The sequence below is a fragment of the Pseudomonadales bacterium genome, from assembly GCA_041395945.1.
GTDB lineage: Bacteria > Pseudomonadota > Gammaproteobacteria > Pseudomonadales > Azotimanducaceae > SZUA-309.
The window spans coordinates 1246204-1262096 of record JAWKZN010000001.1; the positions used below are offsets into that span (position 1 = coordinate 1246204).

Consider the following 15893-nt stretch of genomic DNA (forward strand, 5'->3'; position numbering starts at 1 on the left):
AACTGCAGCATCTGCGGGCACGCACAACCCTGAAGCGTTGCTACTTCAGGAGGGGCTCCCTAGAATTCGCACCTCCGGAGGGGTGGCTGAGCGGTCGAAAGCACTGGTCTTGAAAACCAGCGAAGGGCAACCTTCCGTGGGTTCGAATCCCACCCCCTCCGCCAGGCTCGATGACGTCTGAAGCGAGGGCCGGAATCTGCTGGCCGGCTCAGCGTGCCTTTCGACGCATCAGACCCAATCCCAGCAATCCGGTGCCAAGCAGGACAAGTGTTCCGGGTTCCGGAACGGAGATCGAAATTGCAGCCAGTGAAAAATCACTCTGACGGCCGATGGCTTCGAAGAGAATCTGTGTCACGTTGTTGCGGGTGATCCCGGTGATGATGAAGCCGCCACTGTCGGTGCCGCCGTTGCGGTCGAACACCGCGGTCGGTGCGCCATTCATGGTCACCGATATCCGCGCCATCTCCTGTTCCTGCTGGTTGTTGAACAGATCGAGCAGATAGATTTCCAGAACATCCACCGGATTTGCAAAGGTGACGCTGAGGCGCTCGTTGCCGTTGGTGACTTCGTCGTCGCCGATGCCGATGCCGTCACCGGCGCAAGCCAGAGGCACCCCGGCAGCTCCCGCGCTTCCCAGACAGCCGGCGTTATCGGCGGCGTTAAATGTCAGCGAGCCACCGCTGGCGCTCAATGTTACGGCGATCCCGGAGATGTTCCGGCCTGCCATGGAGCCACTGACACCAGACCAGGTGCTGGAGGTGAAATCGATCAGCAATGCATGGGCGGGGATCGCCAGACACGTCAGCAGGACCGCAATGACTCGTACGAAAACACTCACGTTGACTCCTTTAAATGGCAAACAAACTACCAGTTAGTACCTGTCGCCTTGTCCTTTGCGGACAGCGCCTGGTACCAGCTAGGTTTTCAGGAGCAATATACGGGCCAGATCTTATCTATTTGAAATATAAAGAAAAAATTCCAGGCGAGGCGCCAATTGTAAGTAATTCCGACACATTTCACCCGCTGCTCGGAAATGATGTAAAAAAGTTCGACGGAAACTGGAACAGACCCCAATTTCGCCGGATGGGGGCTCCAGGCGCTACAATCCGGCCGGAAACTGGCCGGGAACCCAGGCGGTCTGGCTTGCATAGGGATAGGGGTTGAGGCTCGAAAAATGATTTTTGCCATCGCCATTCATGGTTCGCCGTCCGGTGGTTCGGCCGTACGTTCCGCGATCAGATTCGCCGAGGCCGCCATCCAGGCCGGTCATCAGATCCGGAGGGTGTTTTTCTACCATGAATCGGTACACGCAGCGGATGCCCTGACCATAGCGCCTCAGGGTGAAAAGGACCCGGTGCAGGCCTGGATTTCGCTTCACGAAAACCACGGTGTCGAACTCGCTGTGTGCATCGCAGCCGCACTCAGGCGGGGGGTGCTGAATGAAGAAGAACGGGTGCGCTATGGGCGCTCCGCCAGTAACCTGCTCCCAGCATTTGAAGTCGTGGGCCTTGGGCAGCTTATCGAGGCGATGATTTCCTCCGACCGATTCCTGACTTTTGCTGCCTGATGGCGGACATCCTCTTTCTTCTTCGTCAGCCGCCCTACGATGGTGCCCGCGCCATTGAGGCGCTGGACGCGGTGTTTGTGGCCGGGGTGTTTGAACAGAACGTGTCGGTGCTGTTCAAGGATGATGGTGTCTGGCAGCTGGTTAACGGCCAGGCTGGTGATCGTCTGGGTGTGCGGACTCAGGGGAAAGTGGTGGCCGCCCTGCCGGAATACGAGGTAACCCGTATCTATGTCTGTGCCACTTCACTGGCCGAGCGTCATCTGGTAGCGGCGGACCTCGTGCTGCCGGTGATACTGCTGGACGCGGCAGGACAGCGGGCTCTGATGGCCACACAGCAGGCGGTGGTGAACGACTGATGGCGACGCTGCATATCGTCAACCGTGCGTCTGCACTGGCCTCCTGCCTGACACTCGCCGCCCCGCAGGATGCCGTTCTCCTCATTGAAGATGGCGTGTACGCGGGTGTGGCGACTGCGTCGCGTCAGCTGCTGGCACTCGAGGACGACGTCGCGGCTCGGGGTCTGCTGGATCGGATGTCCGAATCTGTCCGACTCGTCAGTTATGCGGGCTTCGTGGATCTGGTGGTTGATCATCAGCCGATTGCCAGCTGGCGTTGATCGGCATGCTGAACGTGGACGCCGAAGGCTACCTGCTGGATCGTTCGGACTGGACAGAATCGGTCGCGCGGGAGCTGGCCGCCAGAGAAGGCCTTTCACTCACCGCCCAGCACTGGGATCTGATCATCCTGGTTCGGGACTTCTACGCGCGTTTCGAAGTCTCCCCGGCCATGCGTCCGCTGGTGAAACAGATCCGCGAACGGCTCGGAGACGACAAGGCCAACAGCATCTATCTGCTCACTCTGTTTCCGGGCAGTCCCGCCAAACTGCTGGCAAAGATCGCCGGTCTGCCAAGACCGACGAACTGCCTCTAGGGAACCTCTCTAACCGCCGGGCGTATCGCCCGGGTTTCGAAAGGCCACGACTTCGCCGACGATGATTGTGGTCGGTCCACCTATGGCGCTCTCACTGACCAGCGCAGGAAGGGATGCGAGGGTTCCCGTGATTACTTCCTGATCAGGCAGGGTGGCCTTCGAGATCAGCGCCGCCGGGGTGTCAGGGGAGCGGCCATGGTGGATCAGATTCTGAGCAATCTCTGCCAGTGCAGGCAGGCCCATGTAGATGACGAGGGTCTGGCCGGGTCTGGCCAGTTCCGGCCAGTCGAGGTTGGCCTGGTTGGACGCGCGATGTCCGGTGACAAAACGAATGGACTGGGAGACCTGGCGATGGGTCAGCGGAATGCCTGCATAGCTCGAAGCGCCACTGGCTGCGGTAATTCCGGGCACCACGATGCAGTCGATTCCTGCAGCCCGCAGTGCTTCCACCTCCTCGCCACCCCGTCCGAAAATATAGGGATCACCGCCTTTCAGCCGGACGACTGCGCGCCCATTTGAGGCTTCGGTAACCAGCAGCGAGTTGATGTCTTCCTGACGGGTACTCGCTGCCCGCCATTTCTTGCCGACATAGATCAGTTCCGCATCCCGCCGCGCGTAGTCGAGTATCTTCCGGTTGACCAGATTGTCGTAAAGCACGACTTCGGCGCTCTGCAGCAATCTCAGCGCCTTCAGCGTAAGCAGCTCCGGGTCTCCAGGTCCCGCTCCGATCAGAGCGACGAAGCCAGGGTTCGCCGTCTTCAGAGTCTCCTCGAATGCCCGCTCTGCCCGGTCCGGATTGCCGAGCAGGACCTGTTCGGCAACTGGTCCGTTGATGATCCGTTCCCAGAATCTCTGTCGCTCGCTCACCGAATTCAGGGACGCCTTGATCCGCTCTCGACGGGCACCGATAAAATCCGCAAGCGCACCCAGTTGCGGCGGCAGTCGCGCTTCGATCCAGGTGCGGACGACTCTTGCCAGGGTCGGCGAACGGCCACCGGTGGATACCGCGATAATCACGGGTGCCCGGTCGACGATGGCCGGGAAGATCACGTTGGACAGCGCCGGCATATCCACACTGTTGACGGGAATTCCGGCTGCCGTGCAGTCGGAAAATACCTTCGCGTTTACTGCCCTGTTTTCGGTTGCGCTGACCACCAGAGCCATGCCCGCCGCATCGCTGGTTTCATAGAATCTGGAGATGTGTCGGAGCCCATGTTCGGCGATGAGCGCCTGGGTCCGGGAAGCCAGCCTGGGTGCCACCACGCACACCGCCGCGCCAACCTCGCACAGGCGCTCAATCTTGCGGGCTGCCACGGCGCCGCCACCGACGACCAGGCACGGTCTGTCCCGAAGGTCGACAAAAAGCGGCAGGTAGTCCACGTCGGCTGCGCGCCTCAGCGCAGCTCGAGGGTCTGCACGTCACCCATGTAGGGGCGCAGCGCATCGGGTACATGCACGCGTCCGTCGCCGTCCTGGTAATTCTCGAGCACTGCTACCAGTGTTCGACCCACAGCGAGACCGGAGCCGTTCAGCGTGTGCACGAGCTCGGGCTTGCCCGAGCCGGGATCCCGATAGCGGGCCTGCATGCGGCGGGCCTGGAAATCCAGGAAATTGCTGCAGGAGGAAATTTCCCGGTACTGATTCTGTCCCGGCAGCCAGACCTCGAGATCGTAGGTCTTCGCCGATGCGAAGCTCAGGTCACCGCCGCACAGCACCACTGTGCGGAAAGGCAGTTCGAGTTTGCGCAGAATGGCTTTGGCGTGCTCGGTGAGTTCCTCGTGGGCCTCCCAGGAACGCTCCGGGTGCACGATCTGCACCAGTTCCACCTTTTCAAACTGATGCTGACGGATCATGCCCCGGGTATCACGGCCGTAGCTGCCTGCTTCGCTGCGGAAGCAGGGTGTGTGGCAGACGTGACGGATCGGCAGCTCGGCAGGATCGATGATCTCGTCGCGATAGAGGTTGGTAACGGGGACCTCAGCGGTGGGTGCGAGATAGAAACCGGCGTCCCCTTCCAGGCGGAACATGTCTGCCGCGGCCTTGGGCAGCTGACCGGTTCCGTACAGCGAGTCGCTGTTGACGATATAGGGCACATAAACTTCTTCGTAGCCGTGTTCCCGCACATGGGTGTCGATCATGAACTGGGTAAGTGCACGATGCAGGCGCACCATTTCACCCCGCATCACGACAAAGCGGCTGCCGCTGATTTTCACCGCTGCTTCGAAGTCGAGGGCGCCGCCGGCGCCGAGATCGACGTGGTCTTTCGGTTGAAAATTGAATTCGGGGGGATTGCCCCAGCGCTCTACTTCCAGGTTGTCGGACTCATCAGCGCCCTGCGGAACCGACGGATCCGGCAGATTCGGCAGACCCTGCACGAAAGCCTGGTAGTCGTCCTGCAGGCGGGCGAAATTCTGTTTGGCGGCTTCGAGCCGTGTCCCGAGATCGCCGACTTCCGCGAGCAGCGGTGCAATGTCCTGGCCGGCGGCCTTTGCCTGACCGATGCTTTTTGATTTGGTATTGCGCTCGTTCTGGAGCTGTTCGGTTTCGCTCTGCAGTTGCCTGCGCTGATTTTCGAGTGCTTCGAATCGCTCGACATCCAGCTCGAACCCCTTGACCCGGAGTCTTGTCTGTATGTCGCGCGGATCCTGCCGCAGGGTTCTGAGATCCAGCATTGTTGAGAATTCCTGATCAGTATCCGGCGAGGCGCTGCCCGAGCCAGGCCGCCGCAACGCAGACGACTGTGCTTGCGAGCACGTACAACAGGGCCTGGCTGATGCGTCCGCCTTCGATGAGTCCGACGACCTCCAGGGAGAAGGCTGAAAAGGTGGTGAAACCACCCAGCAGACCCACCACCAGCAGGTAGCGACCCCAGTTTTCGAACCAGAGCTGCTCTGCGGCAAGTCCCCAGAGCACACCGATACCCAGTGAGCCGGCGATGTTAATCACTAAGGTGGGCCAGGGGAACTGAGCGGGCACGAAAAGCCAGGTGCTCAGCAGAAAACGGGCGCAGGCACCCGCAGCACCGCCGAGACCGACCCAGAACAGGGCGTTCGTCATCCTTTTTCCCCGGTCTGCCCGGGCTTGCGTCTGTGCGCGGGTGACTGGGCTGCATCCAGCTGTCCCAGGCGGGTGAGCCGCTCCCGGATGCGGGCCTCGAGTCCCTGATCCGTCGGCTGGTAAAAGTGCTGTGCCGGGACTTCATCCGGCCAGTAGTCCTCGCCCGGGGCATAGGCGTCGGGTTCGTCGTGTGCGTAGCGATAGCCGGCCCCGTGTCCGAGCTGCTTCATGAGCCGGGTCGGCGCATTGCGCAGATGCATGGGTACCGGGTGGGAGCCGTGTTCCTGAACATAGGCTTGCGCGCTGTTGAAAGCGGTATAGACCGCATTGCTCTTCGGCACGCTGGCAAGGTAGAGCACCGCCTGGGCGAGTGCCAGTTCCCCTTCGGGTGATCCCAGTCGTTCATAGGTGTCCCAGGCGGTCAGCGCGATCTGCAGGCCGCGCGGATCCGCATTGCCGATGTCTTCGCTCGCCATGCGAACCACGCGTCGGGCGACGTAGAGGGGATCGCAGCCCCCGTCGAGCATCCGACACAGCCAGTACAGAGCCGCGTCCGGCGCACTGCCCCGCACGGATTTGTGCAGAGCGGAGATCTGGTCGTAGAAAGCGTCTCCGCCCTTGTCAAAGCGGCGATAGCGGGTGCCCGCCGCCTCCTGCACCCAGTGTTCCGAGATCGGGCCATCGGCGAGCTGGGCGGCGACTTCAAGAAGGTTCAGGCAGCGCCGGGCGTCCCCATCGGCCAGATCACACAGCAGGGTGCGGGCGAGCGGATCGATCGTCTGCCCGAGTTCGGTTGTGCAGGCCCGGTCCACTACCCGGGCGAGATCTTCACTGGACAGCGCGCGCAGAACATACACCCGCGCCCGGGACAGCAGGGCGGCATTGACCTCGAAGGAAGGATTTTCCGTGGTGGCGCCGATGAAGGTGATGGTGCCCTTCTCCACATGGGGTAGAAACGCATCCTGCTGGGCCTTGTTGAAGCGATGGACTTCGTCGACAAACAGCACTGTGCGCTGCCCGCGCTGGCGGGCCACTTCAGCGTCCGCAACGGCGGCACGCACCTCCTTCACACCACTGAGCACCGCTGAAAGGCTCAGCCAGCGCGCCCCGGAACTTTCAGCCAGCAGCCGGGCGAGTGTGGTCTTACCGGTGCCGGGTGGACCCCACAGGAGCATGGAATGGAGTGTGCCGGCCTGAGCCAGTCTTGACAGGGGACGGTCCGCACCCAGCAGGTGCTGCTGACCGACGAAATCGTCCAGGCTGCGCGGTCGCAGCCGGTCGGCCAGGGGTGCCCCGTCCTCTGTTGCCGTGGACACAGCATCGGCCGGGAACGGCAGTTCATCCGCCGATGACATCGGTATCCGGCGGTATATCGAGGTGAAAGTCTGCTGAGCTGAGCTGGGGATTGTCATCCGGCACAAAGCGGATTTCGGTGTACTGACCGAAGTGGTCGAGGATGCCGAGGCCGGTGAGTGAGGTGGCCGAAAAGGTCAGGCGGATCTCAGCGTAGAGACTGTCTTCACCGCGCGGGGCGACGACATACAGTTCACCCTCCTCCACCGGCATCCGAAACACCAGGAAATCTTCACCGAGTACCACTTCGCTGCGGGTGAGGACGGAAACCGGCGTGTCCTTCAGGGCTTCGGCAAGCGGGCGCACGGTGAGCTGTTCGAGATCCGGATCGTAGACCTTGAGGACATCGCCTTCGGTGAGGATGGTCTGTGGATAGGGATCATCGACCACCCATTTGAAAAGGGGACGCAGCAGTCGCACATAGCCTGTGGACTGTTCGAGGATCTGACCCTGATTTCCGGCGATGGCCTGGGTGAAGGTGGCCGAGTAGCGGTCGAGCACCTGCAGGCGTTGCGCGAGCTGTTGCCGATCTGCGCTGACCGGGTCTGCATCGAGCAGCGGATCCGCCGGGGCCGCCTGTAGAGATGCGATACCGAGCATCAGCACCAGGCTGGCAGACCGGACTGCCGGATCGCCCAGGCTGCGGCAGAACCCACCGAGCCTGCGCAGGTAATTCCGCACAGGCATGCCTGCGCGCGCGCCTGTGCGGCGGCTATTCACGATTCGGTACCAGCACGTCGCGGCCGCCATTGGTGCCCATCTCACTGACGATACCCGCAGACTCCATGGTCTCGATCAGGCGGGCTGCCCGGTTGTAGCCGATACGCAGTTTGCGCTGCACCGAGGAGATCGAGGCACGCTGGGAGCTGATCACGAATTCGACTGCCTCATCGTAGAGTGGATCGTTTTCTTCGGATCCGTCTGCGGGCTCAATGGTCACAAAGGGTTCATCGTCACCGCCAGTGAGTATGTCCGGTCGATAGTCCGGGTCTCCGCGCTGTTTCCAGTCTTCAACGATGCGGTTCACTTCGTCGTCATCCACGAAGGCACCGTGGACCCGGGTCGGCATTCCGCTGCCCGGGGGCAGATAGAGCATGTCGCCATGCCCCAGCAGCTGTTCGGCGCCGCCCTGATCGAGAATGGTCCGGGAATCGATCTTTGAAGAGACCTGGAAACTGATGCGAGTGGGAATGTTCGCCTTGATCAGTCCGGTGATGACGTCCACCGACGGCCGCTGGGTGGCAAGGATGAGATGAATGCCGGCCGCGCGCGCCTTCTGCGCGATGCGGGCGATGAGCTGTTCCACCTTTTTGCCGACGATCATCATCATGTCGGCAAATTCGTCGATCACCACCAGGATCACCGGCAGCTGCTCGAGTTTTGGTGCCTCGCCTTCGAGTTCGTCCTGCCACAGTGGGTCCGGCAGACCGCCGGATTTTTCCGCATCGGCGACCTGGCGGTTGTAGCCGGCAAGGTTGCGTACGCCCAGTGCCGCCATCAGCCGGTAGCGGCGTTCCATCTCCGCCACGCACCAGTTCAGCGCGTGTGCCGCCTCCTTCATGTCAGTGACCACGGGTGCCAGCAGGTGGGGGATGCCCTCGTAGACCGAGAGTTCGAGCATTTTCGGATCCACCAGAATCAGGCGCACCTCCGCGGGCGTCGCCTTGCAGAGCACGCTGAGCAGCATGGCGTTCACCCCCACGGATTTACCTGAACCGGTCGTGCCGGCGACCAGCAGGTGGGGCATGCGGGCGACGTCGGCAATTACCGGTTCTCCCATGATGTCCTTGCCCAGCGCGAGTGTCAGAGGCGATTTCGAGTCCTGGAATACCGGATCGCTGATGATTTCCTTCAGACGCACCATCTCCCGGTGCTCATTGGGGATTTCGATTCCTACCACCGGTTTTCCCGGGATCACTTCCACGATCCGCACGCTGATCACCGCGAGGGAGCGCGCCAGATCCTTCACCAGTGCGCTGATGCGCTGAACTTTCACACCCGCGGCGGGCTGGATCTCGAAGCGTGTGATTACCGGACCGGGGAGCACCGACACCACCTGGGCTTCGATGCCGAAATCCGCCAGTTTCAGCTCGAGCAGGCGGGACATCGCCTCGAGGGATTGTTCGGAAAAGCCGAGCTCCGTGTCGTCCGTGGGATCGTCGAGCAGCTCCAGATCGGGCAGCTCCCCGGTGGATTTGAGGTTGAACAGTTTCTGTTGCCTGGCTTTCGGCGCGGGCTTTTCGACCGTTTCAATTTTCGGCAGCTGACGAACCGCGCGTTTCACCGCGTCTCTGCTGCGCGCTTCCAGTCGTGCATCGACCTTGTCCTGGCGATTGCGCTGCTGCAGTCGGCGATCCCGCCAGCGGTCGATCTGGCGCAGGGTGAAACCCACCGTGGTGCTGGCCGTCACATGCAGCAGCCGGCCGGTGGATTCCGCGACATCGAGCCAGGAGAACCCTGCGGCCGCCTGTACCCCGACAAGCGCGCCGGTGACACAGAGCAGGGTCAGTCCGACCCAGCCGAAAACCGGTTCACCGGCGACAACGAGCCACTGGCCGATGACACCGCCGATTCCGGCCGGCAGTGTCATGTCAAAGGTGAAATGCAGCTGCGCGAGCACACAGCCACACAGAAACAGTGCCAGCCAGCCCAGCGCGCGCACGGCGGCCAGCAGCCAGGACAGTGACTCGAGAGGGCCCTGGACCAGCCGGATGCCTGCGGTGACCAGTGCAATCGGCAGCGCATAGGCCATGATCCCGAACAGATAGAGCATCAGGTCGGCGAACCAGGCGCCGCTGCGACCGACCAGATTGCTCACTTCGCCGCCGTTGCCGCTGAAGGTGAAGGACGGATCCGAAGGCGAATAGGAGACAATCGCCAGCAGCACATACAGTGCCACTGCGGCGAGGCCCAGCAGGCCAATCTCGCGTACAGGCAGGGAGGCTCTGGTGCTCACTCAAGGGCTCCGTGAAAAGACCGGCGGAGTGTAACCAACTATCATCTTGCTAACAAATATCCATTTAATTCAGGTTGTTACGTGTTCAATCTCGATTCAAAATCGCTGTCTCTGTGCTTACCCGGCGACCCGCCACAGTAATCCAGCAGGTGCGCCACGACAGTTTACGCCCGCCACCTGGCGCAGGGTGTCCCCGGTGACGCTGCTGCGCACAGGCCTGCGCCAGGCTATCATCGTCTGCCACGGCTGCGGTCACCCCGATTGAGAGACAGTCATGCGTCCGGACAAAACCAGCCTCGTCAATGAAGTATGGGACGATCAACGTATCGAAAGCTTCCTCGAAAAGCTCCCGATGGGCAACGCATCCAGCGGCGACTGCAGCGTGCTGCTGAATACCTGCCGGAGCATGCGACCCCTTTTCGGGAATTTCTCTGCACCCATGGTGCGACCAGCCCGCTGAAGGGGAACTGAAGGCGAGCCGGACGTGAATCGAAGTCATATCGAGGACAGGTACCCATGAAGCCGTTTCTGCCGGTGTCCTGCCTCGGTTGCGCTGTGTCATGGCTGCGCTGAACCTCAAACACCGCCGTGGTCCCAGCTTTCCGCCGGTGGATCAGGCCCTCGAGGAGCCCAATGGCCTGCTGGCGGCCGGAGGTCGGCTGAGCCCGGACTGGCTGCTGGCGGCCTACTCCGCGGGCGTTTTTCCCTGGTTTAACGACGATGCCGAGCCGATTCTCTGGTGGTCGCCGGATCCACGCGGCGTCCTGCGACCGGCGGGCCTCCGGATCAGCCGCAGTCTGGTCAAACGCCTGCGTAATGCCGGCTTCAGAGTCTCATTCGATCGCGCGTTTTCTGAGGTCATCCGGGGCTGTGCGGCGGCCAGGACTACTCGCAGCGGTGGTGCCGGCGGTACCTGGATTACGGCGCGGATGATGGCCGCCTACGAGGCCCTGCATGAGGAGGGGTTCGTTCACTCGGTGGAGGTCTGGCGAAATGCTGATTCGACGAGCCCTGTGCTGGTCGGCGGACTCTATGGTGTTTCTCTGGGTCGGCTGTTTTTTGGGGAGTCCATGTTCAGCCGGGAGCGGGATGCCTCCAAAATCGCGCTCTGTTACCTGGCCCGGCAGCTTCATGACTGGGAGTTTCCCCTCATAGACTGCCAGCTCAGTAACCCCCACTTGCTCACTCTGGGGCTGGAGGAGATGGATCGGCGCACTTTCATGCGCTTTGTCGAGGACAATCCGCTGCAGGAGACGCGCCGGGGCAAGTGGACGCTCGAACTGGATCGTGCCGATGACTGGACCCGGTCCGGGTCCGACCCGGTACTCCGGCCGCCGGACCCGGCTCAGGCCTGAAACTTCCCTGCGGGAAGTGCAGAATGTCAGAGACACGAAGATGACAGACGGAGTATGAAAGCCAGCCAGTGAAGGATCAGACAGGCAGTCATCAGTTTTTCCTGACGCCCGGCCACCCCTGCAGTTATCTGCCGGGCCGGGAAGCCAGAACCCTGTTCCTCGATCCGCGGGACACGGTGTCGGCTGAGATTTACCAGGGCCTGGCGGAGCGCGGATTCAGGCGCAGCGGCGGTCACCTGTATCGCCCGCACTGTGAGCATTGCCGGGCTTGTGTTCCGGCGCGGATCCCGGTGGATGGCTTCATGCTCCGGCGCCGACACCGCCGCGTCATGCGGGTCAATGCGGATCTCGAAGTGAGGATCGAGGCCGGGGCATACAATCCGATCCACTACGAACTCTATGCCCGGTACATCAGCGCACGGCACGCGGATGGCGACATGTACCCGCCGTCACAGGACCAGTTCCGATCCTTCCTTCTGAGTCAGTGGTCCAATACCCGTTTTCTGTGCAGCTACCTGGAGGAGCGGCTGGTTGCGGTCGCCGTCATGGACGAACAACCCGCCGGTTTCGCCGCGGTATATACCTTCTTTGATCCGCTGCTCAGTGACCGCAGTCTGGGTGTCTTTTCCATTCTCAGCCAGATCGACCACTGCCGGAGAATGGGGGTGCCGCATCTGTATCTGGGCTACTGGATCCGCGATGCACAGAAGATGCGCTACAAAGTCGATTACCGGCCGGTGGAACTGCTCGTGCAGGGGCGCTGGGTCCGGCTGAGCTGAGCGGCTGCCGCAGGCCCTCCCGCGTTCCGGGATGCTGCGCACCGCGGAATGCCTGTTCTCCGGTGCTTTGCACTTCGACAGGGACTGGGGCAGAATGCCGCTCGCTTCGTTACAACCCAATGGAATTCATGGCGAAAGAAGAGCAGATCGAGATGGACGGCACGGTGATCGACACCCTGCCCAACACCATGTTCCGGGTGGAACTCGATAACGGCCATGTCGTCACCGCGCACATCTCCGGCAAGATGCGGAAGAACTACATCCGCATTCTCACCGGTGACAAGGTGAAGGTTGAGCTCACACCCTACGACCTCACCAAAGGCCGCATCACTTTCCGCAAGTGATGGCGCGCGCTATCTGATCCCTGTCAGCGCCAGGCTGCCGGGCGATGCCTAGGCCGGCGCATCCTCTGCTCTGGCATCCTCTGCAGAGACGGTATCCAGATGCAGGTCGCCATCTTTTACAGTGACACGGACGGTGCCACCTGATTTCGCGAGACTGCCAAACAGGACGTCTTCGGCCAGCTGGCGTTTGATACGCTCCTGAATAAGGCGCTGCATCGGACGCGCACCCATCTTCTCGTCGTACCCTTCCCTTGCAAGCCAGTCGCGGGCGGCCTCATCGACGTCGAGGGTGACCTTCTTGTCGTCGAGCTGCGCCTGCAGTTCGGTGAGGAATTTGTCGACCACGGTCTTGATCACCTCCATGCCCAGGGAGCTGAACTGCACGATGGCGTCGAGCCGGTTACGGAATTCGGGAGTGAAGAGCTTCCTGATTGCCTCCATACCATCCAGGGCGTGGTTCTGCTCTGTGAAGCCGACCGACGCCCGGCTCATTTCCTGAGCACCGGCATTGGTGGTCATGATGAGCACCACATTGCGGAAATCGGCCTTACGGCCATTGTTGTCTGTGAGTGAACCGTGATCCATCACCTGCAGAAGCAGATTGAACACCTCGGGATGCGCCTTCTCTATCTCATCGAGCAGCACGATGCTGTGCGGGTGTTTGGTCACCGCTTCGGTGAGCAATCCGCCCTGATCGAAACCGACATATCCGGGCGGTGCACCGATCAGCCGGGAAACGGTATGTCGCTCCATGTACTCGGACATGTCATAGCGCAGCAGTTCCACACCCATGACATTGGCGAGCTGTTTGCAGACCTCGGTTTTGCCGACGCCTGTCGGTCCGGAGAACAGGAAAGAGCCAATGGGCTTTTCCCCGGCTTTGAGCCCGGCACGGGAGAGCTTGATCGCCGAGGTCAGGGTATCGATCGCCTGGTCCTGACCGAAGACGACCATCTTGAGTTTCTTGTCGAGTCCGCGCAGCGCTTCCTTGTCGGACGTGGTGACCTGACTCGAAGGAATCCGGGCGATTTTTGCTACCACCTGCTCTACTTCGGGCGCGCCAATGCTCTTCTTGCGGCGGCTCGGTGCCACAAGCAGCTGCGCGGCACCGGCTTCATCGATCACATCGATGGCCTTGTCCGGCTGGAAGCGATCGGTGATGTAGCGATCGGCGAGTTCGGCCGCTGCCCGGAGCGCTTTATCGGTGTAGCGCACCTGGTAATGATCCTCGTAGCGCGACTTGAGTCCTTTGAGAATCTTGTAGGTGTCGTTCACATCCGGTTCGGTAACATCGATCTTCTGGAAGCGGCGGGACAGTGCTCTGTCTTTGTCGAAAATACCCCGGTATTCCGTGTAGGTGGTGGAACCCATGCAGCGGATGTCGCCGGAAGTGAGAAGTGGCTTGAGCAGGTTCGATGCATCCATTACTCCGCCGGAGGCGGCGCCGGCACCGATGATGGTGTGCACCTCATCGATGAACAGAATCGCACCTTCCTGCTTCTTCAGTTCGCCGAGTACCATCTTGAAGCGCTTTTCGAAGTCGCCGCGGTATTTTGTGCCGGCCAGCAGAGCGCCCATATCCAGTGCGTAAATCGTGCTTTCGGCGACCACGTCGGGTACCTGGCCGTCGACGATGCGTTTGGCGAGACCTTCCGCGATGGCCGTTTTACCGACACCGGATTCGCCGACCAGCAGAGGATTGTTCTTACGCCGGCGACACAGCACCTGAATGACCCGTTCGAGTTCCTGTTCCCTGCCAACCAGCGGATCAATACGACCGGCCCGCGCCTGATCATTCAGATTGGTCGCAAAGGCTTCCAGAGCGCTTGGCTGCTGACCCTCGGCACCGCCCTCTTCCTCACCTTCTCCGGGTACTGGTGAGCCGCTGTTCTCCTCACCCACCTTGGAGATGCCGTGAGCGATGTAGTTGACTACGTCGATGCGGGCAATGTTCTGCTGCTTGAGAAAGTAAACGGCCTGGCTTTCCTGCTCGCTGAAGATCGCAACCAGCACACTGGCACCGGTGACTTCCTTGCGCCCGGAAGACTGGACATGGAACACGGCCCGCTGCAGGACACGCTGGAATCCCAGGGTGGGCTGGGTTTCGCGATCCGCATCACCGGCCGGAATGAGGGGTGTTGTCGAATCGATGTGGTCGCTGAGATCTTTACGGAGCTTTTCGATATCTGCTCCGATCTTTTCGAGAACGTCTACCGCCACGGCATTGTCGAGCAGAGACAGCAGCAGATGCTCCACGGTCATGAACTCGTGCCGCTTGGTCTTCGCTGTCCGGAAGGCTTCGTTGAGTGTGACTTCGAGGTCTTTACTGAGCATTTATCGGTCCGTTAGTCGGTCATTTCAATGGTTGAGACCAGAGGGTGCTGATTTTCCTGGGAGTATTGATTCACCTGCTCCGATTTAGTTTCAGCGATGTCCTTCGGAAATATGCCTACCACTGCGGCTCCCTGAGTATGCACGGCGAGCATGATCTGAGTCGCCTTCTCCCGGTGCATCCCGAAAAACACCTCCAGGACATGCACCACAAATTCCATGGGTGTGTAGTCATCATTAAGCAGGATGACCTTGTACATCGGGGGGCGCTTGAGCTTCGGCCTGGCGGTGGCGGTCGCGAGACCGCTCCCGCCTTCGGATTCCTGCTCGTTGCCGTCGCCACCGTCGCCGCTCCGATCGTAGTCTGCTGCCCGGATCCAGCGGCTTTTCGAATCGTCCGGGTATTTCGAGTATCTCATCCAGTCGCTTGGTGTCTGCCAGTCACTGCGCATCCGGGTGTAATCATACCTAAGATTAGACAAACTGGTGATTAGTCCAAGCAAGGCAGATCTACTGCCAGCTTCGGGTCTGTGTGCCGTGCACCCGGTAGAAGTGGGGGCATGCGCCCGGATTGCAACCACCTTGACCTTGACTCTGCGACGAAATGGTAAGAAAGTCGCAGCGTCAGGGGGCAGTACCGTCGCGGGATGACGTGGTACAGGCGGGGATATGGCGGTGGACAGAACTCCGGTTGGGAGGCTGTGCGCTTTGCGAAACAGGTCTTCGCTGCGATCACTTCACACCACGACGGTTCGCGCAGTGGGCGGAAAATTCTAAAGTAAAATCCGAAATCGACTCACTGCAGAACAACGTACTGTGATGCCAGGCTAGTTCCTAGCTGCTTAGGAGGGCGGTTTGCCATGGCGACGGGGAAAGTGAAGTGGTTCAACAATGCCAAAGGGTACGGCTTTATTCTCGCTGACCAGAGTGAGGATGGCGGTATGGATATTGGCGGTACCGATCTCTTCGCCCATTACTCGGCGATCGAGATGGATGGGTACAAGACGCTGAAAGCGGGTCAGGATGTGACCTTCGATATCAGCGAAGGCCCGAAAGGCCTGCAGGCGACCAATATTCGAGGTCTCGAAACCGGAACCGACGAAATCCGTGCGGAAGAACGCCCGGCTATGGGTTCCGGTGTCGAGGACACTGAATCGGCGGGCAGTACGTCCCCTGCTACGTCGCGGGTGCTGTCGGTCACGCTGGAAGAGACCGCTGACG

General features: G+C 60.9%; 17 protein-coding genes, 1 tRNA gene and 1 pseudogene. 10 read left to right on the forward strand and 9 right to left on the reverse strand.

The window, feature by feature from the left end; genetic code table 11:
• Positions 1–76: 76 nt before the first annotated feature.
• A tRNA-Ser gene (locus tag R3E82_05820) sits at positions 77–164 on the forward strand.
• A 44-nt stretch (positions 165–208) separates the two neighbouring features.
• Here the strand turns inward: R3E82_05820 and R3E82_05825 are convergent.
• On the reverse strand, positions 209–838 hold the full coding sequence (locus R3E82_05825; GenBank protein ID MEZ5550386.1) for a PEP-CTERM sorting domain-containing protein: 630 nt from the start codon (positions 836–838) through the stop codon (positions 209–211).
• Positions 839–1174: 336 nt separating this feature from the next.
• Here R3E82_05825 and tusD point away from each other — a divergent pair, with 336 nt between their 5' ends.
• Genes tusD through R3E82_05845 form a run of 4 tightly spaced genes read left to right on the forward strand, consistent with a single transcriptional unit; the run spans position 1175 to position 2497 of the window.
• On the forward strand, positions 1175–1567 hold the full coding sequence (tusD, locus tag R3E82_05830) for a sulfurtransferase complex subunit TusD (protein MEZ5550387.1): 393 nt from the start codon (positions 1175–1177) through the stop codon (positions 1565–1567).
• Positions 1567–1923, forward strand: coding sequence for a sulfurtransferase complex subunit TusC (gene tusC, locus R3E82_05835; protein ID MEZ5550388.1), 357 nt, complete (start codon positions 1567–1569; stop codon positions 1921–1923). The genes tusD and tusC overlap by 1 nt, the downstream gene beginning before the upstream one ends.
• Positions 1923–2183 carry a sulfurtransferase complex subunit TusB gene (gene tusB / locus R3E82_05840; protein ID MEZ5550389.1) on the forward strand — a complete coding sequence of 87 codons (261 nt, stop codon included), beginning with the start codon at positions 1923–1925 and terminating at the stop codon, positions 2181–2183. Before tusC ends, tusB begins: the two co-directional genes overlap by 1 nt.
• 5 nt (positions 2184–2188) lie before the next feature.
• Positions 2189–2497 (forward strand): TusE/DsrC/DsvC family sulfur relay protein, encoded by a 309-nt coding sequence (locus R3E82_05845; GenBank protein MEZ5550390.1) that lies wholly within the window; start codon positions 2189–2191, stop codon positions 2495–2497.
• Between the two features lie 9 nt (positions 2498–2506).
• Here R3E82_05845 and cysG read toward each other — a convergent pair whose 3' ends face one another.
• The 6 genes from cysG to R3E82_05875 are packed head-to-tail and all read right to left on the reverse strand — an operon-like array spanning position 2507 to position 9863.
• The gene (gene cysG, locus R3E82_05850) at positions 2507–3877 is read right to left on the reverse strand and encodes a siroheme synthase CysG (protein MEZ5550391.1); all 1371 of its coding nucleotides are present in this window, start codon (positions 3875–3877) and stop codon (positions 2507–2509) included.
• 14 nt (positions 3878–3891) lie between these two features.
• A complete protein-coding gene (gene serS, locus R3E82_05855) occupies positions 3892–5169 on the reverse strand; it encodes a serine--tRNA ligase (protein MEZ5550392.1) in 1278 nt (425 codons plus the stop codon).
• A 16-nt stretch (positions 5170–5185) separates the two neighbouring features.
• Positions 5186–5554 carry a fluoride efflux transporter CrcB gene (gene crcB, locus R3E82_05860; GenBank protein MEZ5550393.1) on the reverse strand — a complete coding sequence of 123 codons (369 nt, stop codon included), beginning with the start codon at positions 5552–5554 and terminating at the stop codon, positions 5186–5188.
• On the reverse strand, positions 5551–6909 hold the full coding sequence (locus tag R3E82_05865) for a replication-associated recombination protein A (GenBank protein ID MEZ5550394.1): 1359 nt from the start codon (positions 6907–6909) through the stop codon (positions 5551–5553). Before R3E82_05865 ends, crcB begins: the two co-directional genes overlap by 4 nt.
• Positions 6893–7594, reverse strand: a complete 702-nt coding sequence (locus R3E82_05870) for an outer-membrane lipoprotein carrier protein LolA (protein MEZ5550395.1) — start codon at positions 7592–7594, stop codon at positions 6893–6895. The genes R3E82_05865 and R3E82_05870 overlap by 17 nt, the downstream gene beginning before the upstream one ends.
• A 25-nt stretch (positions 7595–7619) precedes the next feature.
• Positions 7620–9863, reverse strand: a complete 2244-nt coding sequence (locus tag R3E82_05875; GenBank protein ID MEZ5550396.1) for a DNA translocase FtsK 4TM domain-containing protein — start codon at positions 9861–9863, stop codon at positions 7620–7622.
• A gap of 274 nt (positions 9864–10137) precedes the next feature.
• Here R3E82_05875 and R3E82_05880 point away from each other — a divergent pair, with 274 nt between their 5' ends.
• The 4 genes from R3E82_05880 to infA all read left to right on the forward strand — a co-directional run bounded on the left by R3E82_05880 (position 10138) and on the right by infA (position 12341).
• Positions 10138–10323 carry a hypothetical protein gene (locus tag R3E82_05880; GenBank protein ID MEZ5550397.1) on the forward strand — a complete coding sequence of 62 codons (186 nt, stop codon included), beginning with the start codon at positions 10138–10140 and terminating at the stop codon, positions 10321–10323.
• 100 nt (positions 10324–10423) lie between these two features.
• Positions 10424–11218 (forward strand): leucyl/phenylalanyl-tRNA--protein transferase, encoded by a 795-nt coding sequence (aat, locus tag R3E82_05885; protein ID MEZ5550398.1) that lies wholly within the window; start codon positions 10424–10426, stop codon positions 11216–11218.
• Between the two features lie 68 nt (positions 11219–11286).
• Positions 11287–11997, forward strand: coding sequence for an arginyltransferase (locus tag R3E82_05890; protein MEZ5550399.1), 711 nt, complete (start codon positions 11287–11289; stop codon positions 11995–11997).
• A 128-nt stretch (positions 11998–12125) separates the two neighbouring features.
• Positions 12126–12341 (forward strand): translation initiation factor IF-1, encoded by a 216-nt coding sequence (gene infA / locus R3E82_05895; protein MEZ5550400.1) that lies wholly within the window; start codon positions 12126–12128, stop codon positions 12339–12341.
• 48 nt (positions 12342–12389) lie between these two features.
• Here infA and clpA read toward each other — a convergent pair whose 3' ends face one another.
• Together clpA and clpS are read right to left on the reverse strand one after the other, a co-directional pair.
• Entirely contained in the window at positions 12390–14675 is a 2286-nt protein-coding gene (gene clpA / locus R3E82_05900) for an ATP-dependent Clp protease ATP-binding subunit ClpA (GenBank protein MEZ5550401.1), read from the reverse strand.
• 11 nt (positions 14676–14686) lie between these two features.
• Positions 14687–15091 (reverse strand): ATP-dependent Clp protease adapter ClpS, encoded by a 405-nt coding sequence (gene clpS, locus R3E82_05905; protein MEZ5550402.1) that lies wholly within the window; start codon positions 15089–15091, stop codon positions 14687–14689.
• A 441-nt stretch (positions 15092–15532) separates the two neighbouring features.
• On the opposite strand from clpS, the pseudogene R3E82_05910 reads away from it, so the two are divergent.
• Positions 15533–15757, forward strand: a pseudogene (locus R3E82_05910) (cold shock domain-containing protein).
• The last annotated feature ends 136 nt before the right edge of the window (positions 15758–15893 follow it).

Bases quoted from the DNA above. Each gene is read 5' to 3' on its own strand.
- R3E82_05845 (MEZ5550390.1), top strand. From the start codon at position 2,189: ATGCTGAACGTGGACGCCGAAGGCTACCTGCTGGATCGTTCGGACTGG.
- tusD (MEZ5550387.1), top strand. From the start codon at position 1,175: ATGATTTTTGCCATCGCCATTCATGGTTCGCCGTCCGGTGGTTCGGCC.
- R3E82_05870 (MEZ5550395.1), bottom strand. From the start codon at position 7,594: ATGCCTGTGCGGAATTACCTGCGCAGGCTCGGTGGGTTCTGCCGCAGC.
- serS (MEZ5550392.1), bottom strand. From the start codon at position 5,169: ATGCTGGATCTCAGAACCCTGCGGCAGGATCCGCGCGACATACAGACA.
- infA (MEZ5550400.1), top strand. From the start codon at position 12,126: ATGGCGAAAGAAGAGCAGATCGAGATGGACGGCACGGTGATCGACACC.
- tusB (MEZ5550389.1), top strand. From the start codon at position 1,923: ATGGCGACGCTGCATATCGTCAACCGTGCGTCTGCACTGGCCTCCTGC.
- clpS (MEZ5550402.1), bottom strand. From the start codon at position 15,091: ATGAGATACTCGAAATACCCGGACGATTCGAAAAGCCGCTGGATCCGG.
- R3E82_05880 (MEZ5550397.1), top strand. From the start codon at position 10,138: ATGCGTCCGGACAAAACCAGCCTCGTCAATGAAGTATGGGACGATCAA.
- aat (MEZ5550398.1), top strand. From the start codon at position 10,424: ATGGCTGCGCTGAACCTCAAACACCGCCGTGGTCCCAGCTTTCCGCCG.
- clpA (MEZ5550401.1), bottom strand. From the start codon at position 14,675: ATGCTCAGTAAAGACCTCGAAGTCACACTCAACGAAGCCTTCCGGACA.
- crcB (MEZ5550393.1), bottom strand. From the start codon at position 5,554: ATGACGAACGCCCTGTTCTGGGTCGGTCTCGGCGGTGCTGCGGGTGCC.
- R3E82_05865 (MEZ5550394.1), bottom strand. From the start codon at position 6,909: ATGTCATCGGCGGATGAACTGCCGTTCCCGGCCGATGCTGTGTCCACG.
- tusC (MEZ5550388.1), top strand. From the start codon at position 1,567: ATGGCGGACATCCTCTTTCTTCTTCGTCAGCCGCCCTACGATGGTGCC.